Origin of the sequence: Clostridium sp. AF34-10BH, assembly GCF_003478095.1 — a bacterium.
Taxonomy (GTDB): Bacteria; Bacillota; Clostridia; order Lachnospirales; family Lachnospiraceae; genus Acetatifactor; species Acetatifactor acetigignens.
The window spans coordinates 20,963-35,865 of record NZ_QUEC01000012.1 but is presented as its reverse complement, the minus strand read 5'-3'; the positions used below and the strand labels follow the sequence as shown (position 1 = coordinate 35,865).

Annotated in this window: 15 protein-coding genes; 12 read left to right on the top strand and 3 right to left on the bottom strand. The window is 51.5% G+C overall.

Annotated features, from left to right (window positions below; translation table 11 throughout):
* The 8 genes from DWZ61_RS09635 (at position 1) to DWZ61_RS09605 (ending at position 7,690) form a co-directional block, all read left to right on the top strand.
* Positions 1 to 1,179 carry a nucleotidyltransferase family protein gene (locus tag DWZ61_RS09635; RefSeq protein WP_118538247.1) on the top strand — a complete coding sequence of 393 codons (1,179 nt, stop codon included), beginning with the start codon at positions 1 to 3 and terminating at the stop codon, positions 1,177 to 1,179.
* A gap of 40 nt (positions 1,180 to 1,219) precedes the next feature.
* Positions 1,220 to 1,669: a lasso peptide biosynthesis B2 protein gene (locus tag DWZ61_RS09630; protein ID WP_118538245.1), complete on the top strand. Its 450-nt coding sequence runs from the start codon at positions 1,220 to 1,222 to the stop codon at positions 1,667 to 1,669.
* Positions 1,670 to 1,671: 2 nt separating this feature from the next.
* Entirely contained in the window at positions 1,672 to 3,459 is a 1,788-nt protein-coding gene (locus DWZ61_RS09625) for an asparagine synthase-related protein (RefSeq protein WP_118538243.1), read from the top strand.
* Positions 3,456 to 4,391, top strand: coding sequence for a hypothetical protein (locus DWZ61_RS09620; RefSeq protein WP_117465580.1), 936 nt, complete (start codon positions 3,456 to 3,458; stop codon positions 4,389 to 4,391). The genes DWZ61_RS09625 and DWZ61_RS09620 overlap by 4 nt, the downstream gene beginning before the upstream one ends.
* A 79-nt stretch (positions 4,392 to 4,470) precedes the next feature.
* Positions 4,471 to 4,647, top strand: coding sequence for a hypothetical protein (locus DWZ61_RS19740; protein ID WP_022312381.1), 177 nt, complete (start codon positions 4,471 to 4,473; stop codon positions 4,645 to 4,647).
* A gap of 140 nt (positions 4,648 to 4,787) precedes the next feature.
* On the top strand, positions 4,788 to 5,075 hold the full coding sequence (locus DWZ61_RS09615; RefSeq protein WP_117465579.1) for a PqqD family peptide modification chaperone: 288 nt from the start codon (positions 4,788 to 4,790) through the stop codon (positions 5,073 to 5,075).
* Positions 5,076 to 5,081: 6 nt separating this feature from the next.
* Positions 5,082 to 6,761: an ABC transporter ATP-binding protein gene (locus tag DWZ61_RS09610; RefSeq protein WP_118538241.1), complete on the top strand. Its 1,680-nt coding sequence runs from the start codon at positions 5,082 to 5,084 to the stop codon at positions 6,759 to 6,761.
* A complete protein-coding gene (locus DWZ61_RS09605) occupies positions 6,731 to 7,690 on the top strand; it encodes a hypothetical protein (RefSeq protein ID WP_118538239.1) in 960 nt (319 codons plus the stop codon). Before DWZ61_RS09610 ends, DWZ61_RS09605 begins: the two co-directional genes overlap by 31 nt.
* Here the strand turns inward: DWZ61_RS09605 and DWZ61_RS09600 are convergent.
* The 3 genes from DWZ61_RS09600 to DWZ61_RS09590 all read right to left on the bottom strand — a co-directional run bounded on the left by DWZ61_RS09600 (position 7,682) and on the right by DWZ61_RS09590 (position 9,494).
* On the bottom strand, positions 7,682 to 7,861 hold the full coding sequence (locus DWZ61_RS09600) for a hypothetical protein (RefSeq protein ID WP_022312385.1): 180 nt from the start codon (positions 7,859 to 7,861) through the stop codon (positions 7,682 to 7,684). The two genes, DWZ61_RS09605 and DWZ61_RS09600, sit on opposite strands and share 9 nt — an antisense overlap.
* 101 nt (positions 7,862 to 7,962) lie before the next feature.
* Positions 7,963 to 8,799: a HAMP domain-containing sensor histidine kinase gene (locus tag DWZ61_RS09595; protein WP_117568841.1), complete on the bottom strand. Its 837-nt coding sequence runs from the start codon at positions 8,797 to 8,799 to the stop codon at positions 7,963 to 7,965.
* A gap of 2 nt (positions 8,800 to 8,801) precedes the next feature.
* Positions 8,802 to 9,494, bottom strand: a complete 693-nt coding sequence (locus DWZ61_RS09590) for a response regulator transcription factor (RefSeq protein WP_118538238.1) — start codon at positions 9,492 to 9,494, stop codon at positions 8,802 to 8,804.
* Positions 9,495 to 9,636: 142 nt separating this feature from the next.
* On the opposite strand from DWZ61_RS09590, the gene DWZ61_RS09585 reads away from it, so the two are divergent.
* The 4 genes from DWZ61_RS09585 (at position 9,637) to DWZ61_RS09570 (ending at position 14,902) form a co-directional block, all read left to right on the top strand.
* A complete protein-coding gene (locus tag DWZ61_RS09585; RefSeq protein ID WP_118538236.1) occupies positions 9,637 to 11,046 on the top strand; it encodes a sugar transferase in 1,410 nt (469 codons plus the stop codon).
* 22 nt (positions 11,047 to 11,068) lie between these two features.
* Positions 11,069 to 11,257, top strand: a complete 189-nt coding sequence (locus DWZ61_RS09580) for a hypothetical protein (RefSeq protein WP_118503888.1) — start codon at positions 11,069 to 11,071, stop codon at positions 11,255 to 11,257.
* 134 nt (positions 11,258 to 11,391) lie between these two features.
* Positions 11,392 to 11,703, top strand: a complete 312-nt coding sequence (locus DWZ61_RS09575) for a hypothetical protein (RefSeq protein ID WP_117465572.1) — start codon at positions 11,392 to 11,394, stop codon at positions 11,701 to 11,703.
* Positions 11,704 to 11,722: 19 nt separating this feature from the next.
* A complete protein-coding gene (locus DWZ61_RS09570) occupies positions 11,723 to 14,902 on the top strand; it encodes a hypothetical protein (RefSeq protein WP_118538234.1) in 3,180 nt (1,059 codons plus the stop codon).
* Position 14,903: the final 1 nt, after the last annotated feature.

Genomic DNA, 14,903 nt, shown 5'->3' with positions numbered 1-14,903 from the left:
ATGGAAACAATGGCAGAATATCTGGCGGAACTGGTAAAGGCCGGATTGGAGGACAGAAAGGCGGCGTCTCTGCCAGAGGGAGTCTCTGTAAGGGAGATTGTAAAGATTTCAGAGGAGAACCATATGGATTATCTGCTTTTGGGAGCCTTGTTAAAAACAGATGGGCTTTCGGAGGAAGAAAAAGGGCTTTTGCGGGAAAAAGTACTGGGAAGCATGCTTTTTACCGGTATGCAGCTGCAGGAATTGAAGAAGCTGGAGGAACGGATGGAACAGGCAAAGATTCCCTGTCAACCCATGAAAGGAGCCCGGATGAAATTCTATTATCCGTCTTCGTTTCTGCGGGAAATGAGTGATATTGACATTCTGATCCACGGAGATTTCATGGAGCAGGCGGCAGTGGAACTGGAAGCCATGGGGTATGTCCTGCAACAGAAGATCAAGCATCATGATATCTATCGGAAAGCACCGGGAATCGTGGTGGAGGCGCACAGAGCCATGTATGACCGGACAGTGGACGAGAGGCAGTATGCCTATTTCTCGGATCTGTCCCGGGCGGTGCTCAGAAAGGGTTTTCTGTATGTGTATGATTTTGAGGCGGAAGATTTCTATATTTACATGATGGCTCATATGGCAAAGCATTTTTACAAGAGAGGCTGTGGTATCCGGAATCTGGTGGACATTTATGTGTTTCTGGAAAAATTCGGTGGGGAAATGAACGCAGACTATCTGCAAAAGCAGTTTGCGGGATTGGGACTGACGGCATTTACGGAGCATATGGAGAAGCTGGCCCGGATCTGGCTGCAGGGAGAGCCCGGTGAAGCGTTTTATCAGCAACTGTTTGACTATATGCAGGGGTGTGGAATCTATGGCAAGGATGAAAACGGTATCTGGAACCGGTTCTGCGATGCGCAGCCGGAGAAGGGAGAAAAGGGCCGAGATGCCCTGAAACGCTGGTACTGGTTCCCTCCTTATGAATATATGGTGTTGTATTACCCGTGGCTTTCGAGAAATCCCGTTGCGGGAAAATTTCTGCTTCCGGCAGCCTGGGGAATCCGGGCCGCTCGGGGTGTGGTCTGCGGCCGGGGAAAATACAAGCGGGAAATGCTGCGGCAGATCGATGCATCACAGATCGGTGTAAGACAGGATATCTACCGCAGACTGCAGTTACATTTTCATTAGTCTGTTCCATTGAAATATTTATAAGGAGTGTAAGAAAGCCATGAAAAGTCCGTCAGGGTTTCTTTGGAAGAACCCATGGAAAAAAGAAACCTTACTTACCTATTATTATTCGGCGATCTTCCGCATGCAACTGCTGCTCCTGCCGCCGGGGAAACTGCGGAAGGGCTGGGGCAGAGAAAACGAAGAATCCGCAGGAACGGCATCCCGGGAAGGATACCGGCAGGCGGCGCGTATCGCCCGGATCGTGGGAAAGGTCTGTGATAAGACTCCCTGGGAGAGTAAATGTCTGGTGCGGGCGCTGGCGGCCCAGAGACTGTTGTACCGACAGGGACTTTCTTCCACCCTGTATCTGGGGTGTGGCATGGAAGAAGGTAAAATGGTGGCCCATGCCTGGCTGCGTTTTGGGGAAATGTATGTGACCGGAGGGGACGGCGGCGGATATACTACCGTGGCCCGGTTCTGTAAGGAGGCTTCCGGAAAGAGGGGATAAGTATGTCGGCAATCTGGGGAATTGTGGATCTGAGTGCGGCGCAGTCAGAGGCACAAAGAAAAAATCGTGCAGGGAACCTGTGGGAAGAGGCTCTGCGGATGCGGCAGGCCTATAGGACGAGCTGCCTGGACCGGATACAGGAAAAAAGGGAGGCAACCTATTATCTGGCCTGCGGGGTACAGGATGTCACAAGGGAAGCTGTGGAAGAAAGATTCCCTTATGAAAGAAAGGGAGAGCGCAGAAGTCTGTTCGTGGCGGATGTGATCCTGGATAACCGCGGAGAACTGGTGCAGCGGTTTGGAGGCATCCGGGATCTGTGCAGCCATCCGGACGGGGAAATTCTGTATGAAAGCTTTTGCAGCCATCCGGAGGAAACGCTTGCCGTGGCCAGAGGAGCCTATGCCTGTGCGTATCTGGAGCCGGGGAAGCGGAGCCTGACTTTGTTCAATGATGCGGTGGGAAACCGTTCGGTCTATTATTTTCAGGAGGAAAAAAAGGTCTATTTTTCCACGCTGCTTGCGGGGATCACCTGCGAACGGGAGAACTGGAAGGAAAATACGGGCTGGTTTGACCGGTTCTATACCATCCGGGATCTGCGGGCGGTGTCGGAACCCAGAGAGACACCCTATGCGGGGATCCTGCGACTGGCTCCGGGAGAAATTGTGGTATTTACTGAAGAAGGGGTGCACAGAAGGGATTACTGGGATCCCTTTGCGGGAAGGAGGATCCTGCGGGGGAAGACGGAAGCAGGGTACCGGGAGCTGGTGACCACGGTGTTCCGGCACTGCGTGGAGGATGTGATCCGGGAAGGCCGGGGTGGAAAAGAAACAGGAATTCTGTTAAGCGGCGGGCTGGACTCCAATGCGGTGGCAGCTTATGCAGCACCTTACCTTGCTGCCAGAGGAAAGAAACTGTATTCCTTTACTGCGGTGCCGGAGGAGAAGGAAAGAGCACGGATCCCGGGACAATACGCTGTGGAGGATGAGAGAAGCAGTGTGGAACTGGTGCGGAGATTTCACGGGAATCTGGAACCGGAGTATCTGGTGACCAACCGGGGAGATCTGCTGGCGGAGAACCGGAGGCTGTGGGAAGTTCTGGAAGTTCCCTGTAAAGCGGTACTGAATCTGCCCTGGATGTATGAAAGTTATCGTCTGGCAGCTCAGAAAGACTGTGGGATCCTGCTGTCGGGACAGTACGGAAATATTACCATATCCTATGGGGATTTTCGAAGCCTGTTCCTGACACTGTTACATCAGGGAAGAATCAAAGAACTGGTGCGGGAGATCAATGTCTACAGCAGAAAATACCGCAGGAGCCGCAAGTGGATCTGGTGGGATCTTCTCACGGCGGAAGCCGGTGGGGATCATGAAGCGGTGTCCCGGTATATGTATGACAAAAGTGCCTTGCGGCAGATCGGAGAATATGAAGTAAAGCTGTCTCTGGCCACCGGAGTGGTGCCCAGAGATCCCACCAGAGACAAGCGGCTGATCGCACTGGTGCTAAGTCTCCCGGCGGAACAGTTCACCCATGCCGGGCAGGAGAGACGCCTGGTTCGGCAGTATTTACAGGGGAAGATCCCGGAAGAGATCCTGGCGGATGAATTCCACAAGGGAAGACAGGGCGTGGGAAGTGAGGAACTGCTCGCCTTGCAGTGGGAACGGATCTGTGAGGAACTGTCGGGGATTCCGGGTGAGACGATGTCCGGGGAAAACGGGCACTCAAAAGCAGACATGGTGCGTGGCTTTTATGTGGGCCTGGCACAGGAATATCGGAGAAGGTTTGAGGTATGATGGAATATTTTTACAGAATCTACGGACTGCGGGTGCAGTCGCAGATCCCCTTTTCGGAGGCAGTACCGGAGACGGCGGGAGAGGCAGAGGTAAAAATTGTATTCGGAAGGATGCCGGATTTCCTGCTGGAAGCGGGACAGAAGGGCTACGGGACCTGGACAAACGGCTTTGTATCGGCCTGGTTCCGCATCCGGGACGGAACACAGGTCTATGTGGAAGGGGGCAGCAGGATCACCGTTGAGCTTTCGGAGGAACCGCAACTGCTTGTGATCACTTCCCTGTTGCTCAGTGCCGGGATGGCACTGGTCTGTCTGCAGAGGGGGGAACCCTTTTTTCACGGAAGTGCATTGTATACCGGGGAACAGGCCATTTTACTCTGTGGGGAGAGCGGGGCCGGGAAGTCTACGGTGGCCATGGAATTGTTGCAAAGAAAGCTTGGATTTCTGGCGGATGACACAGTGAGGGTGCATCCGGGAACTATGGGGATGCTGGCGGAGCCTTCCTACCCGCAGCAGAAGCTTTGTCGTGATATGGCACTGAAATGCGGGAAGCCGCTGGAAGAACTGATCTATATTGACGAAGAGAGGGACAAATATGCCTGGCGCAGACAGGATTGCTATCGGAAAGAGGCGGCGCTCCTCGGGAAGATTTTTTTGCTGCGAAAGGATGCTGTGGCCGGGTGGCAGGATGCGGTGCAGAATACCGGGGAAGAGGCAGTGAGTATCCAAAAGCTCACCGGGCAGAAAGCACTGGAGACTTTGAGCAGCCAGTTGTATCTGGCGGATACCTACCGGTACAGTACCGGGATTCCGTATCCTTTGATGAAACAGTTGGTCCGGATCGCAGGGCAGGCCGGAATCTATGAAGTGATCAGGCAGTCGGACAAGGATACACTCCACGAGGTCGTAACGAAAATCTTACAGTTTTGTTAGAAAGAGGGTATTTTTACAGGGAAATTATTATAATCAGAAATGTAAGAAATCATAAAAATGTAATAAGGAGGAATGGAAAATGAAAGCATGGAGTCAGCCCGAAATGGAGGAACTGAACGTAAGAGCAACGGCTTACAGCCCTAAGGGAGGTCTGATCGAGGACGGCGTTTACCAGTCCGATGACGGTAAGTATACTATCCCCACTTACGGTCCTTCTTCCGGCAATTCCGGAGAACCTACCGTAGACGTACAGTAGTTTTCGGACTGTATGAGAGGAAAATGCCAGAATGGATCAGGGAAGCTCATGGTTACATGGGCTTTTTTGGTGTATATGATGAGTCCGCCTGCTCGATTAACAGACGGAGACAGAGCGTGTAAAAGAAGGGAGAACAGAAAATGGACAAAACGGCAAAAATCCGAATGAAAGCGAAAAGGAATGTGACGGACCTGGCGGGAGAAAAGGTCATGGTGGATTTCGAACAGGGGAAATATTTCTGCATCAAAGGTGTGGGAAACGACATCTGGGATATGCTGGACGGGCAGGAAGGCGAAGACGGCATAACGGTGGAGGCTATCTTACATAAACTGATGGAAGAATATGAAGTGATGGAAGAGGTGTGTGAAAAAGAGGTGCTGGCATTTCTGGAAAAACTGGAACAGGCAGGGATCCTGGAAGAGGTGTAGACACATATGGGAAAAATAAGAGGAAGAGATTATATTTCCTGGTTGTGGCAATATACCGCTCCCTATGCGGGCAGGATTGGTCTGTTGTTATTGTTTGGGCTGTTGGAGACTTTTGCCTCGCTGGCCATGGTGCAGATCACCAAGGAGATCATTGATCATGCCACAGTGGGAAGCGGTTTCGGACGGCTGCTTACGGGTTATGTGCTGCTGTTATTGGGAATGCAGGGAATCTCGGTGTTGTCGACACTGCTTACTGCACTGGTAACGGAGCGGTTTTCCTTCGGGATCCGACGGCAGATCTATGAGAAGATCCTGCATTCTGGCTGGCGGGAAGTGACGGCCTATCATACCGGTGATCTCATGACAAGACTGACCAGCGATGCGGGAAATGTGGCGGACGGTATTGTGGGGACGATCCCCAATATCTTACAGCTGGGGATCGAGTTGGTACTAGTGTTTTGTATGTTGTTTTATTATTCCCCGCTCCTTGCGGTGTTTGCCCTGCTGGTGGCACCGGTGGCAGCCCTGTGCTCCTGGTGGCTGGGAAAACGCCTGAAACGGTTACAGCGGAAAGTGCAGGAGAGTGAGTCGGAATACCGTTCCTTTTTGCAGGAAAGTCTGGCCAACCTTCTGATCGTAAAGGCTTTTACCGGAGAGGACCGGGCGGTGGAGCGCCTGACAAAGCTACGGGAGGAACGGTTCTACTGGGTATACCGCAAGACCGGACTGGGAACCGCCAGTTCCACGGTGATGTCACTGGCTTTTCAGGGAGGATATCTGACAGCATTTTCCTACGGGGCATGGCAGCTGTCGAGACAACAGATCACCTACGGTACTATGTCGGTATTTCTGACACTGGTGAACCGGGTACAGGCGCCGATCCTGGGACTGGCCCAGCAGATTCCCCGGATCATTGCCCTGTTGACTTCCGCCGGGAGGATCATGGAGTTACAGAGAATTCCCGGGGAGCAAAGGGCAGCCGGAGAGATCCGTGGATGGGAGATCGGAGTGGAGCTTCGAAATGTATGCTTCGGATATACCAGGGAACCGGTGCTGAAACGGGTGAATCTGAAGATCTGTCCGGGAGAATTTGTCGCCATTGTAGGAGAGTCCGGTATCGGCAAGACAACACTGATCCGCATTCTGATGGCCTTTCTGGAAACGGGAGCGGGAACGGTGGATTTCTACAATGGCAGCGGACAGAGGCAGGAGACCGGAGCTTTCGTCCGGAAGTTTATTGCCTATGTCCCCCAGGGGAATACTCTGTTCAGCGGAACCGTGAGAGAAAATCTGCAGATGGGCAGAGAAGATGCTTCGGAGGAAGAATTGTGGGCGGCCCTGAAACTGGCTTCCGGAGAAAATTTTGTCCGGTCACTGCCGGAGGGGCTGGATACCGTCATCGGGGAAAGAGGGCATGGCCTGTCGGAAGGACAGGCGCAGCGGATCGCCATTGCCAGAGCCTTTTTGCGGAGAGCACCGTTTCTGATCCTGGATGAGGCCACCTCGGCGCTGGATGAAGCTACGGAGGTCGCTGTATTGCAGGGGCTCCGGGCATTAGAACCGAGACCCACCTGCCTGCTTATCACCCACAGGAAGGGTGTTTTAAAATATTGTGACAGAGAACTTTGCATCCGGGAAGGGAGTGTGACGGAAGAATGCAGTACCACTACTATCTGTACGGCATGAGGGTAACAGCGGATCTGGACTTTGTACAGCTGGATCCGGTACGTTTACCGGAGGATGACAGGGACTTCGGACTGGAAAAGGTCCGGATCCGGGCGATGGACGAAGAGGAGGAAGCACAGTTTCGGAAAGAACACGGAGACTGCGTCTGCGGAAGTTTTTTGGGTACAGAAAAAGGCTGGTTGTGTAATCGTACGCTGGCCATGAGTGTGGAGCGGGGACAGGTGATCCGGTATCACATCCGGAAGGGAGGAGATCCCGGAGCGGTACGAACCTATCTGCTGGGCTTTGGAATAGCAATGCTCAGCCTTCAGCAGGGAAAACTTCCCATACATTGCAGTGCGCTGGCAACTCCGGAAGGTGGTGCGATCCTGATCGCCGGAGAGAGTGGCGCGGGCAAGTCCACACTGACGGCAGAACTGCTGAAACGGGGGTATCGTTTTCTGGCAGACGATATGGCAGTGGTGGACATTTCCGGAAAAGAAGGGGTGTGGGTGTATCCGGCTTTTCCTTATATGAAGCTGTGCAGGGATGTGGTGCTGAGGCAGGGATATCCCCCGGAAGAACTTTTGTATATTGATGAAAAAAAGGACAAATTTCTGGTGCCCTGTACCGGGGTATTTCAAAGGGAAAAGGCCAGACTGGAACGATTTGTTTTTCTGGGAATCCGATGGAAAAAAGAGGCGGAAGATAAGTCCGGGAAGATAAAAGCAGAAAAAATCACAGGCCCCGACAGCATGATCGTGTATAAAGACAATCTGTTCTTAAGACATCTGTGGAAAAAACAGGATCCGGGAATGGAAATCTGGCAGAACTGCCTGAAAATAGCGGAGCAGATACCGGTCTTTTGGATAAGGAGACCGGCAGCAGGTGATTCCACTGCCGAGGTGGCAGCGGAAGTACACGCACTGCGAAACGTCGTGTCAGCTTAAGAACTCTTCCGGTTCCTCAGAAGGCTGCGGGGGCTGACAGTCGCCGCCACCGGGATGGTGTCCGGGATGATGTCCTCCTCCGCCGGGATGTCCGGGGTACCAGGGAAACCATCCACAGGCGGTCTCGGATACCTTCAGTTCCATCAGTTCAGGTTGTGTCCAATGCTTCATAAGAATTCTCCTTTCCGTCTGCCTTATGCAGAGATGTACACGGGGAAAGTCCCTGTGTGACTACAGCATAGGGAACACAGGGGCGGAAGTAAAGAAATGTATCATGATTGTAAGAATTTTGCAGGAAGTGTCACAGAAAAGATACTGCCTGCACCGGGGGCATTTTCGCAGGACACGGTTCCGCCGTGACGTTCTGTGATCGTCTTTACAATGGCCAGTCCCAGACCACTGCCGGTGGCAGAACCGGGAGTTCTGGCGGAGGAGACGGTGTAGGTGCGGTTAAAGATCCGCTCGAGGTCCTCCGGCGGAATGCCGGGCCCCTCATCGGTCACGGAGATCCGGAGAGAAGTAAGGTCAGCGGAAGGCGCGGCAGACAGAGTGATTTTCGTTCCGGCGGGAGCATATTTTGCGGCATTGCCGAGCAGATTGTCCAGAATCCGTACCAGTTTTCCGGAATCTGCAAAAAGGGTGGCATGGAGATCCTGCGGTACAGATAAACAGAGAAGATGACCGGCATAGTGGCTGTCCGGAAGTGCGGTATAGAAATATTCTTCCAGAAAGGCCGGGGCATCCAGTTCCTGAAAGGAAAAGGCGTGGGAAGGATCCTCCAGAGTGAACAACTCATACATATCCCGGATCAGATGTTCCAGTGTCGCAGTCCGGTGATCGATCAGGGTGAGGGCACCTTCGATATCCTGTGCAGACAGAGACTGTCCGGAAGTAAGATAATCCACGGCACTGCGGATGGCAGTGAGGGGAGCCCGCAGATCATGGGAGAGATTGGCCAGCATTTCCGTACGTTCCTGTTGCAGGTGCTGCAGGGAGCGATTGCTGGCATTTAGCTGCGCGGTGATTTCCAGCAGCCTGCGGGACAGTTCTTCCACGGTCTCCTGTTCGAGAGAGGGAGAACGGAAAGCGGGGCGGGAATTTTGTGCCATGGTCAGATACCTCCTTTCAGAAAACGATACCCTTTGGACCAGACGGTTTCGATGCGGTTCTCCAATTCGTAATTGCCCTCAAAACGTTTGCGGAGACGGCTGACATTGACCATAACGCTGCGTCTGTCACTTTCCCGGTAGACACCGAAGAGAGCCGTGCCCAGTTCCTCAAAGGTGATGTCCCGGTCCGGGTGTTCTGCCAGATACAGCAGGACTTCATATTCCCGGTTGGCGAGACACAGATCCTGTTCCCGGTAGAAGGCCTTGTGGGCTACCCTGTCGATGGAAAGATTTCCGATCGTCAGTACCAGATCGGAGGAAGCCTGCGCCAGTTGTCTGCGTCTGCGGATCAGGAGGTCCACCCGGGCTTTCAGCTCCCGGAGACTGTAGGGTTTGACCAGATAATCGTCCCCGCCGCAGGTAAGTCCCCGGATCACATCTTCCTCGGAACTTCTGGCAGTGAGAAACAGGATCGGCACAGAGGAAAAAGAGCGGATGTAACGGCACACCCGGTAACCGTCGGCTTCGGGCAGCATAACATCCAGTAAGATACAATCCGGAAGATTCTTTCGAATGGATAAGACGCCTTCCCGGGGGGAGATGGCAGTATACACGGTGAATCCCGCACCGGTGAGATATTTCTGATTGATCGCCAGCACTTCGGCATCATCATCGATCAGCACAAGCTTGAACATAGTATTATCTTACCTCCTTTGCTGGTGCTATTTTAGCATGGGGGAAAAACGATTGTCACCAAAGGAAGGTCGACAGAGAGAGACAAAGGACAGCGGAAAACGACAGACCGGATGAAAAAGTGACACGAGAAGGGGGAGAAAAATGAATCGGTCAAATACGAGTGCAAATAAGGATATCGGACACATAGTAAAGGATATGCTGCGGCTTCTGGTGGCTTATGGAGTGGCTGTGTTATTTATGGGAAGAGCATGGAGCCTTCGGACACTTGGGGGTATGACAGGACTGGCAGCGATATTCGTGCTGCTTTATGTATTGGGAAAGGAAGAGCAATATCTGTATAATGTGACCCTGTTCGGTTATCCGGACAGGATACAGCGGCGCAGAACAGGATCGTTTCTGGTGGCAACAGCGGCAACCGTGGTCCTGCTGCCATACATTACAGAGGATCAGAGGGGATATTTTCTGTTTCTGATCCTGGCGTACAGTCTGGAAAGCGTACCGTTGCTGCGACACGGCAGATGCTGCAGAGACATGGAAAGAAATCGCGGGGAAGTGCCGCGTACCGCATTTGTGGGAAGAAGGGCGCAGTACAACAAGTTTCGGTATTTTTTGAAGAAGACCAGCATCCCCTTGGAGCTTGTGGGGTATATTGCGGCATCGGCACAGGAACTGGCACAGATTTCAGAAGGAGATGCAGGAGAATATCTGGGAAGTCTGGAAGATCTGGAAATGCTGATCCGCCGGTACCATCTGGATCAGATCTATATTCTGCAAAAGCGCGAGGAACAGCTTTTTTCCATGCAGAAATATGTGGATCTGTGCATTGATATGGGGGTGACGGTACGGATGGTGGTGGATTTCTATAAGAGGCGCAGAGCCGACAGCTATGTAAGCTGTGTGGGAACCTATCCGGTCATCACCTACCATACGGTGACGTTGAATACCGGAGAACAGGTGATAAAACGGATCATGGATGTGGCAGGAGGCCTGGCAGGGATCGTTTTGTTTTCTCCGGTGATGTTATTGGCGGCGCTGGCCATTAAGCTGGATTCCCCCGGTCCTGTGATCTTCCGGCAGATCCGGGTCGGGAAAAACGGCAGGACATTTCAGATCTATAAATTCCGCAGCATGTATGTGGATGCGGAAGAGAGAAAGTCAGAGCTGCTGTCGCAAAATGAGATCGCCGGGGGCGTAATGTTCAAGATCCGGGAGGATCCCCGGATCACCCGGGTGGGCAGGATCCTGCGGAATTTAAGCATTGATGAGCTGCCACAGTTTTTTAATGTGTTGGGAGGTTCCATGAGTCTGGTGGGAACGAGACCGCCGACCCCGGACGAGGTGGAGAAATACGGCACAAGGCAGTGGCGGCGGATCAGTATCAAGCCGGGCTTGACGGGCATGTGGCAGGTGAACGGCAGGAGTCTGGTGACGGATTTCGAAAAGATCGTGGAGCTGGATGTGGAATATATTGATAACTGGTCACTGATGGAGGATATCCGGATTTTGTGCAAGACGGTGACAGTGTTGTTAAAGCATGCGGATGCGTATTAGAAAGAGAGGCAGAAGAGGTGGAATGAAGATGCATGGAACCCGGGTGAACTGGGTAGGAATGACCGGTGCCGTGGTATTGTTTGGATATGGATGGTGGAGAGAACCGTTGGCGGCGGTGCTGGGAGGGATGATCCTGCTTGCGGATCTGCTGGCCATGGAGGTGAGTGTAAGGAAAAGGGATGGGAAAAATGCTAAGAATACAATGTTTTGAAAAAAATGTAAAAAAAAAGAAAAATATTTCTGTTTTTCTGAACCTTTTTTCTGAGACGGAGAGTCTTAATAGATAAGACAGAATAAAAGGGGCGTTTTAACAGGCATCTCTGGAAGAAAGGAGCAAAAGGGGACATGGAAGAACGAAGACGGATCGACCGTGTTGGCTATCAGGCTAAGAGCGTTATCGTAGTATGTGATTCGGGAGAGAGCATTTTTGTCGAAACATGCAATGTCAGCCCACTGGGCATAGCTTTTACGATGCCGGCCGGATCTCCTGATCTTAAGGGGAAAGACATCATAATCGTAGCGGATACGATGATCATGTATGCGGATGTCACCAGGCAGGAAGCACTGGAAGACGGAAGCTTCAAAGTAGCTATTTCGGCGAAAAAATTCACGCCGGAAGTGTTGCAGTATTTATTCGAACATATTGTTGAAAAATAGAATGGAGAGGAAAAATCATATGAGAAAAAACAGTAAGAACGAAAAAGTGATTCGTGCTATGGCGATCGGCATTTCCGCAATGCTGATGGCATCTTCACCGTTGACTGCACTGGCAGCAGAAGGAGAGGGGAATTCTTCCGAAGGAAACGAGGATAAGAACATTACAGTGACACCGGAAGCCGGTGTATGCGATCAGGCGGAAGCAGCCGCAAAAGATGCCGACAAGGCTGTAGAGGGCGCCGAAAAGAGTGCCGCTGATGTGAAGGCGGAAGTGGTTGACAAGGTGGCAGCCGGAGATGTGAAGGATGCCGAGGGAAAGGATCTGTCTCAGGACATTCTGGATGCCAATGCCAAAGTAGAGGATAAGACTGTTGAAGACGGTTCATCCCTGAAGGATGCAGAGTCTGCCGTAGAGAATGCAGATACTGCGCTGGGGGTTGCGGAAGCCAATGACAAGCTGTCCGACGCAGAACTGAATAAGGCAGCTGATGCTGCGGCAAATGCAGGACAGACTGCGGCAGAAGCAAAGGATGCCATGCAGGCTTCCCAGGATAAGGTAAATGGACAGATCGAGAATATCAAGGATGCTGCTTCTATCACCGATGCCAATGCTGCCTATGAAGAAGTAAAGACTACCGTGGATCAGGCACAGGCAGATTTTGATGCAAAGCTCGGGGAGTACAATACCGCCAAGGCAGCTTATGAAGAGGCAGCACAGAAGGTGGCAGATTATGAAAAGGCTTATGAGGCTGCTATAAACAGTGCGGATGCTAACGCTGTGGCAGCAGCAGAGGAACTTGCGGCAGCACAGAAAAATGCAGAAGCACTGGCAAAGGCTCTGGAAGCTGCCAAGAGCGCAGTGGATACCTCCGCAGCAGGTGCCATGGATATTGCAGATAAGGAAGCTCTGACACAGGGAGATCAGGGACTTAACTGGAAAAATGAGGATAAGCTTTTCATTTCCATTATGCAGAACTACTATCTGCCCGAGGTACAGAAGATCACTGCCGATGATATTAAGGTTGTCCGCAGACAGGGTGAAGACAATAATACCAAGAATTATTTTGAAGTAACCTATACCGATGAGAATGGTAATAAGCAGACAAAGTTTTACAACTATGTGATGGATGACAAACAGACTTCCAAGGACAATATCGTGATCTTTGAGAAGCGAATTGAGGAAGTAAACTGGAAGACGGCGCAGGAGACCAATCCGGATCAGTATGTGAAGGAAAATGGGGATACTATCACTGTTTCCGAAGTGGAAAAAGGTCTGAAAGACGGAACCATTATTGCAGTAGATGGAAAGAAAGTGATCAAGAACGACGGAACCGAGAGTATCATTATTTCTGACAATAACCAGAAGACCGAAAACGGCGAGGTTGATACTGATGTAAATGAGGCTACCGAGAAGGAATCCTGGAAACTGGATGAGAACGGCAACCTGATCAAGACCGTGACCGCTGATGTGACCACCATCACCTATACCGATGCAAAATTCACTTCTACCGAACAGTATCAGACAGAGGCAGAGAGAGATGCTGCAGCTGCTGCAAAGGAAAAGGATTTGAAGGACGCTGCCGGCAAGGATGTAACCGTTACAGGAACAGAAAAAACGGATTATACTTATACCGGTAACGGAACCTACATTCCTACCTTTACGAAGACTGTGAATGTGAAGGATGAAGAGGTTGAATGGAAGCATACAGATAAAAAGACGGATTATGGTGTAAGAACAGAGGAAGAAGCAGTAGCAAAGGTTACGAAAGAGCAGGAGAAGGCGTTAAGCAATAAGATTAACGATGATGACGACTTATACCTGATCGGTGTAAGCAGTGATCTTAAGGTAACCGGCTATACAGAAGATCACTGGTATGATGATTCCGACTTCCTCGTATCCGGCACTGTATCCGCAACCTACGCAAAGGTTACCAAGAAAACTGTCGATCAGAGTACCTTCGGTTCTCTTTGGAATGATATCAAAGCCCTGTTTGGTAAGGGAGAAGCTACGAACAAGAAGCTGGAAGATGCAGCCAGAAAGGCAGTCGAGGCAGACGGTGGTATTTTTGTAAGTGCCAACTGGGATGACTGGAAGTTCGGCAAGGCAACCATCCGCTATGTGGCAGGTGTCAGCGTTAAGACCGATGAGAAGACCTCTGCTGAGGAGGCACAGAATGCGGTACAGGATGCAGCACTGGCACAGGCAAAAGCAAGTGGCGCAACCGGTGTGTACAATGTGAAGACTACAGATACCGATACCATTGCTCATACCAGCTATTCCTATGAGATTGATTATTTGGAGAAAACCGGAGAGACCACAACCAATACTGCTGTCAGAACTGAGACTTATGAAAATGCAGAAGTGCTGACCGGCCAGATTATCCAGAACCTGAATTACATTCAGGGCAACATCAAACTGACCCAGAAGGATGAAGCATATCGTAAATTTGTAGATGATGCCAAGGCTCTGACCGAAAAGTATCAGAAGCTGTTACAGAATGCACAGGACGCACAGAAAGATGTGGTAGCAGCACAGGGCAAGGTAGAGGAACTGAAGGCAGAGATCGAAGCTCTGAAGAGTAACAGAACCAGTAACCTTGGAGCTCTGAAGGAACTGGAAGGAAAGCTGGCCGTGGCTGAACAGAACAAAAAGGATGCAGAAGATACTCTGAAGGAGATTCTGGGCAGCCTGGATGAGGCAGGCGGAGAGCTGGATAAGGTGATCGAGCGTCTGACTCCTGCACCTACACCCGGAACACCTGCAGGTGGAGAAGGTGAGATCGGAGGTGCCGGTGATACAGAGGAAGGCGGCGCCGGAGAGGCAGCAATAGTTGTTACACCTGTTGCACTGGCAGCAGCACCCGCAGCACAGGCAACCGTAGTTGCACAGAACCAGGCAGCAGCACCCGTTGTACAGATCGCTGACGAAGCAGCGCCTCTTGCAGAAGCAGCTCCTGCAAATACACAGGAAACCGTTCAGGCAGGTTCCGATAAGGAAGAGACCAAGGAAGCCGTAAATATCGAAGAAGAGGCTGTTCCCCTGGCAGATGTAGCTGTGGAAAGCGAACATGCAAAGATGTCCTGGTGGTGGTGGCTGATCATTCTGATCCTCGGTGCAACCGGATATGAAATGTACAAGAAGCACAATGAGAAGAAGCTGAAGGCTCAGGCAGAAAATGCAGGAGATATCGAAGAATAAA

Excerpts from the sequence above, each read along its gene's own strand:
- DWZ61_RS09635 (WP_118538247.1), top strand. The coding sequence starts at position 1 with ATGGAAACAATGGCAGAATATCTGGCGGAACTGGTAAAGGCCGGATTG.
- DWZ61_RS09630 (WP_118538245.1), top strand. The coding sequence starts at position 1,220 with ATGAAAAGTCCGTCAGGGTTTCTTTGGAAGAACCCATGGAAAAAAGAA.
- DWZ61_RS09625 (WP_118538243.1), top strand. The coding sequence starts at position 1,672 with ATGTCGGCAATCTGGGGAATTGTGGATCTGAGTGCGGCGCAGTCAGAG.
- DWZ61_RS09620 (WP_117465580.1), top strand. The coding sequence starts at position 3,456 with ATGATGGAATATTTTTACAGAATCTACGGACTGCGGGTGCAGTCGCAG.
- DWZ61_RS19740 (WP_022312381.1), top strand. The coding sequence starts at position 4,471 with ATGAAAGCATGGAGTCAGCCCGAAATGGAGGAACTGAACGTAAGAGCA.
- DWZ61_RS09615 (WP_117465579.1), top strand. The coding sequence starts at position 4,788 with ATGGACAAAACGGCAAAAATCCGAATGAAAGCGAAAAGGAATGTGACG.
- DWZ61_RS09610 (WP_118538241.1), top strand. The coding sequence starts at position 5,082 with ATGGGAAAAATAAGAGGAAGAGATTATATTTCCTGGTTGTGGCAATAT.
- DWZ61_RS09605 (WP_118538239.1), top strand. The coding sequence starts at position 6,731 with ATGCAGTACCACTACTATCTGTACGGCATGAGGGTAACAGCGGATCTG.
- DWZ61_RS09600 (WP_022312385.1), bottom strand. The coding sequence starts at position 7,861 with ATGAAGCATTGGACACAACCTGAACTGATGGAACTGAAGGTATCCGAG.
- DWZ61_RS09595 (WP_117568841.1), bottom strand. The coding sequence starts at position 8,799 with ATGGCACAAAATTCCCGCCCCGCTTTCCGTTCTCCCTCTCTCGAACAG.
- DWZ61_RS09590 (WP_118538238.1), bottom strand. The coding sequence starts at position 9,494 with ATGTTCAAGCTTGTGCTGATCGATGATGATGCCGAAGTGCTGGCGATC.
- DWZ61_RS09585 (WP_118538236.1), top strand. The coding sequence starts at position 9,637 with ATGAATCGGTCAAATACGAGTGCAAATAAGGATATCGGACACATAGTA.
- DWZ61_RS09580 (WP_118503888.1), top strand. The coding sequence starts at position 11,069 with ATGAAGATGCATGGAACCCGGGTGAACTGGGTAGGAATGACCGGTGCC.
- DWZ61_RS09575 (WP_117465572.1), top strand. The coding sequence starts at position 11,392 with ATGGAAGAACGAAGACGGATCGACCGTGTTGGCTATCAGGCTAAGAGC.
- DWZ61_RS09570 (WP_118538234.1), top strand. The coding sequence starts at position 11,723 with ATGAGAAAAAACAGTAAGAACGAAAAAGTGATTCGTGCTATGGCGATC.